General features: G+C 76.1%; 1 protein-coding gene (running past one end of the window). It reads right to left on the bottom strand.

Annotation, left to right across the window (positions count from 1 at the left end; genetic code table 11):
• Positions 1–64: 64 nt before the first annotated feature.
• Positions 65–13172, bottom strand: partial view of a type I polyketide synthase gene (locus ACIBZJ_RS41875; RefSeq protein ID WP_395939183.1) — the final stretch only. 15212 nt of this gene lie beyond the right edge of the window; the window shows 13108 of its 28320 coding nt (coding positions 15213–28320); its start codon lies beyond the right edge, outside the window; the stop codon is at positions 65–67.

The following is a 13172-nucleotide window of genomic DNA, read 5'->3' as shown; positions in this document are numbered from 1 at the left end:
GACGTCGAGTAGAGCCGAGATCGCACTACGAAACGCCTAGTGTTGCGCTCGAGTCAAAGGCGGATCAGCGCAGGTCAGGGCCTGATCCACCACCGTGGAGCGCGGCCTGGACGAGCTCGTCGAGCGGCATCGTGTCGATCGCGTCCCCGGGGTCGTCTCCGGCGTCGGCCGGGCCGCGGCCGGTGAGCTGGAGCAGCGGTCCGAGTACTCCGATCTCCCGGAGCTTGGCCATCGAGAGCGAGCCGAACACCGCCCGGACGGCGGCCTCCTCTTCGTCCGCGACGGTCCGTGGTCCCTCGCCGGGGAACAACTCGGCCACCAGGTGGGCGGCGAGCGTCCCGGGGTTCGGGTAGTCGAAGACGAGCGTCGCCGGCAGGCTCAACCCGGTACCGGCGGCGAGCTGGTTGCGCAGCTCCACCGCGCTGAGCGAGTCGAAGCCGAGGTCGCGGAAGACCCGGTCGGCCTCGATGGCGTCCGGCCCGGCGTGTCCCAGCACCGCGGCGGCGCGGGTACGCACCAGGTCCAGGATCAGGTCGTGCCGCTGCGGGGCCGCCGACTCCCGCAGCCGGCGCAGCCAGCCGGCCTCGATCACCTCCTCCGCCGGCTCGTCCGGCGTCGGGCGCCCGGCGGCGAGCCGGCGCAGCAGTGGGCTGGGTCGCAGGGCCGCGTGGGCGCGCGCGAATCGGACGGGGTCGATGTCGGCCACGACGACCACCGGCTCGTCCGCGCCGACGGCCTGAGCCAGTGCCTGCAGTGCGAGGGCGGGATCGAGCGGCCGGACGCCGGCCCGGCGCTGGGCCTGCCGTGCCCGTTCGTCCGCGGCCATCCCGTCCGCCCAGGCGCCCCAGGCCACCGACGTCGCGGCCAGGCCGGCCGCCCGTCGTCGCACGGCCAGCGCGTCCAGGGCCGCGTTCGCCGCCGCGTAGCTCGCCTGTCCCGGGTTGCCGACGGTGCCCACCGCGGAGGAGAACAGCACGAACGCGACGAGCGCGCGATCGGCGGTCAGCTCGTCCAGCACCTGCGCGCCGACCACCTTGGCCTGGCGGGCGGTGGCGATCCGCTCGGCCGTGAGCCCGTCGAGCACGCCGTCGTCCAGCACGCCGGCGGTGTGCACCACCGCGGTCAACCCGGGAAGCTCGTCGACCAGGGCACGGACGGTGGCGCGGTCGGCGACGTCACCCGCGACGACCCGGACCGAGCAGCCCAGCCCGGTCAGCTCGTCGTGGAGCGCGTCGGCGCCGGGAGCCGCGGGGCCGCGCCGGCTCAGCAGCACGAGGTGCTGGGCGCCGTGGGTGGCCAGCCAGCGGGCCACGTGCGCGCCGAGCGTCCCGGTGCCACCGGTGATCAGGACCGAACCGCTCGGTTCCCAGCTCCGCGGCGCCGGGTCCGGGGCGTGGTCGAGCCGGCGTCCGTAAGCGCCCGACGGCCGGATCGCGACCTGGTCCTCGTCGTCGTGCCCGGTCAGCACGCGGGTGAGCCAGCCCGCCGCGGCCGGGGTGAGGCTGGCGGGCAGATCGATCAGGCCGCCCCAGCGGGCGGGGTGCTCGGCCGCGGCGACCGGGCCGAACCCCCAGATCGCGGCCTGGCCGGGGTCCGGTGGCGCGTCGGCGGTGCCCACGCCGACCGCGCCGCGGGTGGCGCACCACAGTGGCGCGACGACACCCACGTCACCGAGCGCCTGGAGGAGCGCGGCCTGCACGGCGACGGCGTCCACCGGGGCGGGGACCGGCAGTGACAGCACGCCCTGCCAGGGCTGTGCGGCGTATCCGGCCAGCGTCTCGGCGAGAACGGCGCGGTCCGGGTCGGGCCCCGGCAGCGGCACGACCACCGTCTGCGGGCCGAGCGCCTCGGCCACCGCCTCCGCGAGCGCGGGCTCCGGTGCCAGCACCAGCCAGGCCGCCGGCCGGACCGGCGCGGTCCCTCCGGTCAGCGGTTCCCAGCCGACCCGGAACCGCCAACCGTCGATCGTGGACCGGCGCTGCCGCTCCCGGCGCCAGCCGGCCAGTGCCGGGAGCACCGCACCGACGGTGGCGGAGTCGAGGTCGAGCGCCTCGGCCAGCCCGTCGGCGTCCGTCTGTTCGACCGCGGCCCAGAAATCCTCGTCCTCGTCGGCCACGGCCGTCGCCGCGACCGGCTCGGCCCAGTACCGGCGATGCTGGAAGGCGTAGGTCGGCAGCGCCACCGGGCCCCCGGCCGGCGGCAGCACCGCGGCCCAGTCCACACCGACGCCGTGCGCGTGCAGCCGGGCCAGGGCGCCCATCGCCGCGGCCGAGTCGTCGGAGTCCCGGTGCAGCATCGACACCAGCCGCCCGGCCGCCTCCGGCGGGAGGACCGCACCGGCCAGCGCGGTCAGCGACGCGTCCGGACCGAGTTCGACGTAGGCGCCGGCCCCGGCCGCCGCCAGCGAACGGACGGCGTCCGCGAACCGCACCGGGTTGCGGACGTGGCGCACCCAGTACCCGGCGGCGGCGATCTCGGCCGCGCCGGCCTCCGCGCCGGTGACCGCCGAGACGTAGCCGAGCCGGGGTGGTGAGTAGTGCACCCGCTCGGCGATCGACGCGAACTCCGCGAGGATCGGCTCCATCAGCGGGGAGTGGAAGGCGTGCGACACCCGCAGGCGCCGGGTGCGCCGTCCGTTCCCGGTCAGCGCGGTGGTCAGCCGCTCCAGGACCACGTCCGCGCCGGCCAGGACGACCGCGGACGGACCGTTGATCGCCGCGATGGCGACCTGCCCGGCCTGTCCGTTGAGGCCCGCGAGCAGGGCGCCGACCTCGGCCTCGGTGGCGTCGACCGCGACCATCGAGCCGCCGGCCGGAAGCGCCTGCATGAGGCGGCCACGGGCGGCGACCAGCGTGCAGGCGTCCGCGAGCGAGAACACGCCCGCGGCGTGGGCCGCGGCGAACTCACCCACCGAGTGCCCGGTCACCAGGTCGGGCCGCAGGCCCCAGGCGGTGGTCAGCTCGAACAGCGCCACCTGCAGCGCGAACAGGGCCGGCTGGGACCATTCGGTCCGGTCGAGCAGGTCGGCCTCGGCGCTGCCCGGCTCGGCGAACATCAGCTCGCGGAGCGGCCGGTCGAGCTCCTGGTCGAAGTGGGCCAGCACGCGGTCGAGCGCCTCGGCGAAGACCGGGTAGCGCCGGTAGAGGTCACGGCCCGCCCCGGGACGCTGGGAGCCCTGCCCGCTGAAGAGCAGCGCCGTGCGGCCCGCGGGCCCGGACCGGCCGAGCGTGACGCGGGCGGCCGGCTCGCCGTCGGCCAGCGCGCGCAGATCGTCGAGCAGCCCGGCGTGGTCGGCCGCCAGCACGGCGGCGCGGTGCGACAGGGCCGCCCGGGTGGTGGCCAGCGACCGGGCGAGGTCGGACAGCCGCACCCCGGGCTGCCGGTCCAGTGCCGCGCTCAGCCGACCGGCCTGCGCGCGGAGCGCGGCCGCCGACCGGCCGGAGAGGACGATCGGCACCGGGGCGTCCCCGCCTGCCGGTGCGGTGGGAACGGCGGGGACGGCGGCCGGTGCCGGTGGCTGCTCCAGGATCACGTGCGAGTTCGTGCCGGTCGCGCCGAACGACGAGACTCCGGCCCGGCGCGGCCGCCCGCGCTCGGGCCACGCCCGCGCCTCGGTCAGCAGCTCGACGCTGCCCGCCGCCCAGTCCACGTGCGAGGAGGGGGCGTCGATGTGGAGGCTCTTCGGGACGCGGCCCTGACGCATCGCCAGGACCATCTTGATCACCCCGGCCACCCCCGCCGCGGCCTGCGTGTGCCCGATGTTCGACTTGATCGAGCCCAGCAGCAGCGGCGTCTCCCGATCCCGGCCGTAGGTGGCGAGCAGGGCCTGCGCCTCGATCGGGTCCCCCAGGCTGGTACCGGTTCCGTGTGCCTCGACGACGTCGACGTCGTCCGGACCGAGCCCGGCGCCGTCGAGTGCCCGCCGGATGACACGCTGCTGCGCGGGACCGTTGGGGGCGGTGAAGCCGTTGCTCGCGCCGTCGGAGTTGACCGCGGAACCCCGGATCAGCGCGAGCACCTCGTGGCCGTGCCTGCGGGCGTCCGTCAACCGCTCCACGACCAGCATCCCGACGCCCTCGGACCAGGCGGTGCCGTCGGCGCGGTCGGAGAACGCCTTGCACCGGCCGTCGCCCGAGAGCGCCCCCATCTCGCCGAACTCGATCAGTGCGACCGGGCTGGACATCACCGCGACGCCGCCCGCCAGCGCCAGATCGCACTCCCCGGCGCGGAGCGACTGCGCGGCCAGATGCAGGGCGACCAGCGAGGACGAGCACGCGGTGTCCACGGTCACCGAGGGGCCTTCCAGCCCGAAGGTGTACGACAGCCGGCCGGAGATCACGCTGGCCGCCTGCGCGGTCCGGTTGTGCCCACGCTGGTCGGCCGGCGGCTGGTAGTCGCCGTTGGTGGCGCCGACGAACACGCCGACCGGGGCGCCTCGCACGGAGGTCGGGTCGACACCGGCCCGTTCGAACGCCTCCCACGCGGCTTCCAGCGCGATCCGCTGCTGCGGGTCCATCACGAGCGCTTCGCGGGGGGCGATGCCGAACAGTTCCGCGTCGAAGTCCGGAGCGTCGTAGAGGAAACCGCCCGCACCGGGCCGATCCAGTTGCCAGCCGCGGTCCCGGGGAACGTCACCGATCGCGTCGACCTCGTCGGCCAGGAGGGCCCAGAGGTCCTCCGGCGTGCGGACGCCACCGGGGAACCGGCAGCTCAGTCCGACGATCGCGATCGGCTCGTGCGCCACCGAAGGCGCCGTCGGCTCGGTCACCGCCACCGCCGGGCCGGCGCCGAACAGCTCGCCGAGCAGGAAGTCCGCGGCAGCCTGCGGAGTGGGATGGTCGAAGACCAGCGTCGCGGGCAGCCGCAGGCCGGTCACCACGTCGAGCTGGTTGCGCAGGTCGACGGCGGTCAGCGAGTCGAAGCCGACGTCGCGGAACGCCCGGTCGGCATCGATCGCCGCGTCGGCCGGACGCCCGAGCACCAGGCTCGCCGTGGAGCACACCAGGTCGACGAGGCGCGCCAGCCGCCGCGCCGGTGACAGGTCGCGCAGCGTGGTCCGCAGGTCGGGATCGCCGGGCGCCGGCGCGTTCACCGGCGCGGCCGCCGGGCTCACCCGGTCGAACAGCGCGGTGGGGCGCTCCGCGGTGTGGACCGGCAGGAAGCGGTCCCACCGGACGTCGGCCACCGTGACGGCGGGCAGATCCGACCCCACCGCGGCCCGGAGCGCGGCGACCGCGAGGTCGGGCGCCAGTGGCGGCAGGCCGTTCACCCGCAGGTGCAGGTCCATCGCCGGGTCGGTGGTGACCTCACCACCGCTCCAGGCCGACCAGGCGATGGCCGTGCCGGTCAGCCCGGCGTCGCGCCGGTACCGCACGAACGTCTCGGCCTGGACGCCGGCGGCGCCGGTGACGGCCTGCCCGGCCGTGCCCCACACGCCGGCGATCGAGCCGGCCACGACGAACGCGTCCAGCGTCCGGTCCCCCAACGCGGTGTCGACGGTCTCCAGGACCGTCTGGCCGACCGCCACCGCAGCCGCGGTGGCATCCGGATCGGCGTCTCCGAGCAGGGCCGGGGAACCGTGTCCGGTCAGGACGATCACCGCGTCCGGCGGACGTGCGGCCACCAGCCCGGCCAGCTCGGCGGGCTCGGCCACGACGACGTCGGCCTCGGTTCCGGCCAGCCAGGTCAGCAGCGGCTCGCGGTCCGCGGCGGCGCCGCCCACGACCAGTACGCGTCCACGCGGCTGCCACGGCCCGCCGTCCGCCCGGGCCGCCCCGTCCGCGGGAACGGTCGCGGGGACCAGGCGCCGCCCGTAGGCACCGGAGGCGCGGATTCCGACTTCGCCTTCGGTGCCGGGCCGGGCGAGCACGGCGGCGAGCCTGCTCGCCGCGCGGGGGTCGAGCACCGTCGGGAGGTCGATCAGGCCGCCCCAGCGGTCCGGGTACTCGAGCGCGGCGGTGCGGCCCAGACCCCACAGACCGGCCCGACGCCAGTCAGCCATCCGGTCGGACCGGACGACCGTCACCGCGGCCCGGGTCAGGCACCACAGTGGCGCGTCGACACCGGCCGCGCCCAGGGCCTGCAGCAGCCCGACGGTGGCTCCGAGCGCGTCGCCGCCTCCGTGCAGGGCGAGCGCCGAGAGCACCCCGGCCGGTGCGCCGACGTCGCGCACGGTCTGCGGTAGCGCGTCGACGGAGACCACGAGCACGGTGGCACCGACCTCCCGCAGCGCGACGGCCAGCGTCCGCCGATCCACTGTGTCCGGCGTGTCCACTGAGTCCACTGTGTCCGCCGTGTCCGCGTCCGGCGGGACGACGAGCAGCCAGGTGCCGGAGAGGCTCGCTCCGGACGCGGCCGGCAACGGCTGCCAGCTGTCCCGGTACTGCCACTGCCCGACCGTCACGGCCGCCCGGCGCTCCCGGTGCCAGGCCGACAACGCGGGCAGCACGGTCGTCAGCGCGGCACCGTCGGTCCGCAGCAACCGACCGACGCCGTCCGTGTCGGCGCGGTCCACCGCGTCCCAGAACTCCGCGTCCACCGGATCACCGGCCACCGGCCGCGGCGCCGGTTCGGGCCAGTACCGCCGGTGCTCGAACGGATACGTGGGCACGGGGACCGCCCGGACGCCGAGCGCCGCGAAGTAGCCGCGCCAGTCGACCGGAAGTCCGCAGACCCAGCCGGTCGCCAGCGCACGCAGCACCGACTCGGCCTCGTCGTGGTCGCGGCGCAGGAACGGCACCACGGTCGTCTCCGGACCGCTCAGCACCTGTGCCACCAGCGCGGAGAGCACCGCGTCCGGCCCCAGCTCGATGAACGTCCGGACACCGGCGTCGTGCAGCGCGCGCACACCGTCGGCGAAGCGGACGGTCGCGCGGGCCTGGCGCACCCAGTAGTCCGGGCTGCGGAGCAGCTCCGGATCGGCAGGCGCGCCGGTGACGTTCGAGACGATCGGGATGCTCGGCGCCTCGAACACGACGTCCCGCAGCGCCGTCCGGAAAGCCTCGAGCATCGGCTCCACCAGCGGCGAGTGGAACGCGTGCCGGACCGCCAGCCGGGTCACCTTCTGCCCGCCCGCCGCCCACTCCCCGGCCAGCCGCTCGACCGCGCCGGTCACACCGGCGACGACCACGGACGACGGCGCGTTGACCGCCGCGATCGACACCTCGGCGCCCGCGCCCTCGATCAGGGCCGCGATCTCGGCCTCGGTGCCCTGCAGCGCGACCATCGCGCCCGGGACGGCCAGGCGCTGCATCAGGGTGGCGCGTGCGGTCACCAGCCGGCACGCGTCCGGCAGGCTGAGCACGCCGGCGACGTGCGCGGCCACGATCTCGCCGATCGAGTGTCCGGAGACGAAGTCGGGGTGCGCACCGAGCGACTCCGCCAGCCGGAACAGCGCCACTTCCAGGGTGAACAGGGCGGGCTGCGTCCAGCGGGTGGTGTCGAGCAGGTCGCCGCTCCCGTCGAAGACGACGTCCCGCAGCACGTGGCCGGCGTCCGGGCCGAGCGGGGTGAACTCACCGGCCAGCGCGTCGAATTCGTCGGCCACGGCGTCGAACGCCGCGGCGAAGACCGGGAACCGGGCGTACAGCTCGCGGCCCATCCCGGCACGCTGGGAACCCTGGCCGGTGAAGAGCACGGCGACGCCACCGCCGGTGCGGGCACGGCCGCGGGCGGCCTCGCGGACGCCGTCCCGGCCGGCCAGCAGCACCGCGCGGTGCTCGAGCCCGGAGCGCGCGGCGAGGCCGGCCCCGACGCCGAACACGTCGTCGGAGGCGCCGAGTTGCCCCAGCCGCGTGGCCAGCGCGTTCGGCGTCCGCGCGGAGACCACCCACGGCACCGCGTGGGACGGCAGCGGTCCGGACGAGGACCCGGGCGCGGGCGCGGGGGGCTCCTCGACGATGACGTGGGCATTGGTGCCGCTGATCCCGAACGCGGACACCCCGGCCCGCCTCGGGTGCCCGTTCGGCACCCAGGGCGTCGCCTCGGTGAGCAGTTCCACCCCGCCGGTCGACCAGTCCACCAGGCTGGACGGTGCGTCCACGTGGAGCGTGCGCGGCAACAGCCGGTGGTGCATGGCCAGCACCATCTTGATGATCCCGGCGGCGCCGGCCGCCGCCTGGGTGTGGCCGAGGTTCGACTTGACGGTGCCCAGCCGGAGCGGCACCGCCCGGTCCCGGCCGTAGGTGGCGAGCAGAGCCTGGGCCTCGATCGGGTCGCCGAGCGCGGTCGCGGTGCCGTGCGCCTCCACCGCGTCCACGTCGGCCGGTTCCAGCCCGGCCGCCGCCAGCGCGTGCCGGATGACCCGCTGCTGGGCGGGCCCGTTCGGTGCGGTCAGGCCGTTCGAGGCACCGTCCTGGTTGACCGCCGACCCGCGCACGACGGCCAGCACGCGGTGCCCGTTGCGCTCGGCGTCCGACAACCGTTCGAGCACCAGCAGGCCGACGCCCTCGGACCAGGCCGTGCCGTTGGCGCCCTCCGCGAACGACCGGCACCGTCCGTCCGGAGCCAGCCCGCCCTGAGTGCTGAACTCGACGAACGAGTCCGGGCTGGACATCACGCTGACGCCTCCGACCACCGCCAGCGAGCACTCACCGGAGCGCAGGGCCTGGCCGGCCCAGTGCAGCGCGACCAACGAGGCCGAACAGGCGGTGTCGACGGTGACGGCCGGGCCTTCCAGCCCGAGCGTGTAGGCCAGGCGGCCGGAGAGGATGCTGGCCGCGGTGCCGGTGGCGGCGTGCCCGGCGACGTCCGAAGCGGAGGACTTGAGCAGACCCACGTAGTCCTGGCCGTTGGTTCCGACGAACACGCCGGCGTTGCTGCCGCGCAGTTCCAGCGGGTCGATGCCCGCTCGCTCCAGCGCCTCCCAGGCCGTCTCCAGCACCAGGCGCTGCTGCGGATCCATCGCCAGCGCCTCGCGCGGGGAGATCCCGAAGAAGTCGGCGTCGAAATCGCCCGCGTCGTGCAGGAAGCCGCCGTGGCGGGTGGCGGACGCCCCGGCGAAGAGCGCGGAGAGGTCCCAGCCCCGGTCGGTCGGGAAGCCGGTGATCCCGTCCCGGCCGTCCACGAGCAACTGCCAGAGATCCTCCGGCGACGTGACGCCGCCGGGGAAGCGGCACGCCATGCCGACGATCGCGAGCGGCTCGTCGACGGCCTCCGCGCGCACCGGCCGGTCCGGCGCCGCATCGGCGAACGACAGCTCGGTCAGCAGCTGCCCGGCGAGCGCGTCGAGAGTCGGGTAGTCGAACGCGAGCGTCGCGGGGAGGGTCAGCCCGGTCGCGGCGCTGAGCGCGTTCCGCAGCTCGACGTTGGTCAGCGAGTCGAACCCGAGCTCCTTCAACGGCCGGTCGGCGGTGATGTCGTCCGCGCGTCGATGACCGAGCGTCGCGGCGACCTGGCCGCGGAGCAGGTCGACCAGGGCACCCCGGCGGCGGGCGGCGGGCAGCTCGGCGAGCGCGGCCGGCCAGGCCGACGCGGCCGGAGCGGTGGCGCTGCCGACGGCCGCGGCGGCCGCCCGCACCTCGGGGAGCCGCGCCACCAGCGGATTGCCCCGGACGCCCGCGCGGCCGCTGATGAAGCGCGCCCAGTCGACGTCCGCCAGGATCGCGACGGCCCCGGCGTCCGGACCGGCGGCCGCCGCGAGCGTACGGTCCATCGCGGCGAGCGCGCGGGCCGGCGCCATCGGCATCATGCCGAGCCTGCGGACGCGCTCCAGCTGCGCTCCGCCGTGGACGGCCATGCCCGCCTGCGCCCACGCACCCCAGGCGATCGACGTGACCGGCAGTCCCTCCGCACGCCAGCTGCTCGCCAGCGCGTCGAGCAGCGCATTGGCCGCCGCGTAGTTGGCCTGACCGGCCGCGCCGAAAACCCCCGCGGTCGACGAGAACAGCACGAACGCCGAGAGCGACGCATCGGCGCACAGCTCGCGCAGGTACACCGCCGTGGTCACCTTCGCCCGCAGCACCGTGCCGAAACGCGGCCGGTCCAACCCGTCCAGGAGACCGTCGTCGAACACGCCGGCCGCGTGGTAGACCGCACCGAGCGGCCGCTCCGCCGGGATCCCGGCGAGCACGCCGGCCAGCGCGTTCCGGTCGGCGGCGTCACACGCCACCACGGACGGCTCGGCGCCACGCTGCCGGAGCTCGGTGAGCAGCTCCGCCGCGCCGGGCGCCGCCGGGCCGCGACGGCTGAGCAGCAGCAGGTGACGGGCACCGCGGTCAGCCAGGTGCCGGGCCAGCTCGGCGCCGATCCCACCGGTGCCGCCGGTGATCAGCACGGTTCCCTCCGGCACGGGCGGCTCCGCGGAAACCGGCCGGTCCGGCGCACGGACGAGCCGGCAGGCGTAGAGGCCCGATCGGCGCACGGCGAGCGAGTCGTCCTCGCCGCCGGAGTCGAGGACGGCCAGCATCGTGGCCCGCGCACGGTCGTCGAGATCGGCGGGCAGGTCGATCAGGCCGCCCCACAGCCGGGGTGCCTCCAGCGCCGCCGATCGACCGAGCCCCCACGCGGCGGCCTGGGCCGTCGCGGTCACGACCTCGCCGGGCCCGGCCGCGACCGCGCCGCGGGTGACCGCCCAGAGCGGTCCGGTCAGGCCGGCCTCGCCGAGCGCACGCAGCGCCACGGCGAGTGTCCACAGCCCGGTGGGCACGCCGGGCTCGGCCGGAAGCTCGCGCTCGTCCAGTGGCAGCGCGCAGAGCACACCCACGACCGGGTCACCGGCGGCGGCGCAGGCCCGCAGCCGTGCGGCCAGGCCGGCCGCGTCGACGTCGGCGCCGACCTCGATCCGGTCGCCGGGTCCGCTCCGGGCCCCGGCCAGCGCCGCGCACCAGGCCGGATCGGGCGAGTTCGCCGGCACCAGCGTCAGCCAGCGGCCGGACCGGCCGGCCGCCGGCCTCGGCACCGGCCGCGGCGACCAGGTCAGCTCGTACCGCCAGCCGTCGAGGACGGAGTGCTCGTGCCGCCGCCTGCGCCAGCCGGCCAGTGCCGGGAGCAGCGAGTCGAGGGAGCCCGGCGCCAGGTCGAGCCGCTCGGCCAGCCCGGTGGCGTCGTGCTGGTCCACCGCGCGCCAGAACTCGTCGTCCGGTCCGGTGACCGCGCCCGCGCCCGCCGGACCGGGCTCCGGCCAGAACCGGCGCGGCTGGAAGGGGTAGGTGGGCAGCTCCACCGGCACCGCGACGGTACCGGCGAAGAACCGTTCCCAGTCGATCTCGACACCGTGCGCGTGCAGCCGCGCCAGCCCGGTGACGACGGCCGTCTCCTCCGGGTGGTCGCGCCGCAGCAGCCCCACGACGTCGGCGTCGGGATGGCTGGGCGGTACGAGGGCGGCCAGTACGCTGTCCGGTCCGATCTCGGCCACCGTGTGCAGACCGCGGCCGGCCAGTTCCCGGACGCCGTCGCCGAACCGGACGCTCGCCCGCACCTGCCGCACCCAGTACTCCGGGTCGGTGACGTCACCGGTCACCGTGCCGCCGGTGGTGATCAGAGGAACCACCGGCGGGGCATACGTGAGGCCGCGGGCGACCACCCGGAACTCGTCCAGCATCGGTTCCATCAGCGACGAGTGGAAGGCGTGCGAGACCCGGAGCCGGCGGGTCCGCGTGCCGTCGGCGGTGAAGGCCGTGGCCAGCGCCGTGACGTCCGGCTCCGGACCGGCGACGACGACCGCCGTGGGACCGTTGACCGCGGCGATCGAGACACCGGCGGGCAGCCGCCCGGAGACGTCGGCCTCGCTCGCCTCCACGGCCAGCATCGCTCCGCCGGTGGGTAGCGCCTGCATCAGCCGCGCGCGGGCGGCGACCAGCAGGCAGGCGTCCGGGAGCGCCAGCACGCCGGCGACGTGCGCGGCGGCCAGCTCACCGATCGAGTGCCCGAGCAGCGCGCCGGGCCGCACTCCCCACGACTCCAGCAGCCGGTACAGGGCCACCTCGAACGCGAACAACGCCGGCTGGGTGAAGCCGGTGCGGTCCAGGTCCGGTTCGTCGGCCGCGAACATCACCGGCCGCAGTGGACGGTCCAGGTGCGCGTCGAGGTGGGCGCACACCTCGTCGAGCGCGTCGGCGAAGACGCCGTACCGTTCGTACAGCTCGCGGCCCATCCCCGGACGCTGGCCGCCCTGCCCGGTGAACAGCAGCGCCACCCCGGAGGACCGGGCCGATGCCCGGTGAACGGCCGGGTGCGGACTATCGGCCAGCAGCGCGGCGAGCCCGTCGGTGAGCTCGGCCGGATCGGCGCCGACCAGCACCGCCCGGTGGTCGAAGGCGGTCCGGGCCGTGGCCAGCGCACCGGCCAGATCGGCGAGGCGCGGGAATCCGGTGGCCCGCAGCATGTCCAGCAGGTCTCTGGCCCGCTGCCGCAGCGCCTGCCCGGTCTTCGCGCTGAGGATCAGCGGCACGGTCCGCTCGTCGCTCCCGGGCTCCCCGTCCGGGCCGTCGGAGCTGACCGGGCCGTCCGAGCCGACCGGGCGAGCCGGAGCGGGTTCGGCGGCCTCGAGGATCAGGTGGGCGTTGGTGCCGGAGAGGCCGAACGAGGAGACCGCGGCGCGCCGCGGCCGGTCGGTCTCCGGCCAGGGTCGCGCGGTGGTCAGCAGCTCGACGGCGCCGCCGGCCCAGTCCACGTGCGACGACGGCGCGTCGACGTGCAGGGTCGCCGGGAGGAGCCCGTGCCGCAGCGCCTGCACCATCTTGATGACGCCCGCCACGCCGGACGCCATCTGCGTGTGCCCGATGTTCGACTTGACGCTGCCCAGCAGCAGCGGCCGCTCGCGATCGCGTCCGTACGTGGCCAGCAGCGCGCCGGCTTCGATCGGATCACCGAGCGCGGTGCCGGTGCCGTGTCCCTCGACCGCGTCGACGTCACCGGGGCGCAATCCGGCGGTGGCCAGGGCCTGCCGGATCACCCGCTGCTGGGCCGTGCCGTTGGGGGCGGTCAGGCCGTTGGACGCGCCGTCGGAGTTGACCGCCGTCCCCCGGATCACCGCCAGCACCCGGTGGCCGTTGCGGCGGGCGTCCGACAACCGCTCGAGCACCAGCAGGCCGACGCCCTCGGCGAGGCTCATGCCGTCGGCGGCGTCGGCGTAGGCCTTGCACCGCCCGTCGGTGGCCATCGCCCGTTGCCGGCTGAAGCCGACGAAGGCCGCCGGTGTCGCCATCACCGCGACACCACCGGCCAGCGCCAGG

Origin of the sequence: Cryptosporangium sp. NPDC051539 (assembly GCF_044454545.1) — a bacterium.
GTDB lineage: Bacteria > Actinomycetota > Actinomycetes > Mycobacteriales > Cryptosporangiaceae > Cryptosporangium.
Note: the sequence above shows the minus strand (reverse complement) of the source record. Positions and strands in the feature narration are given on the sequence as shown.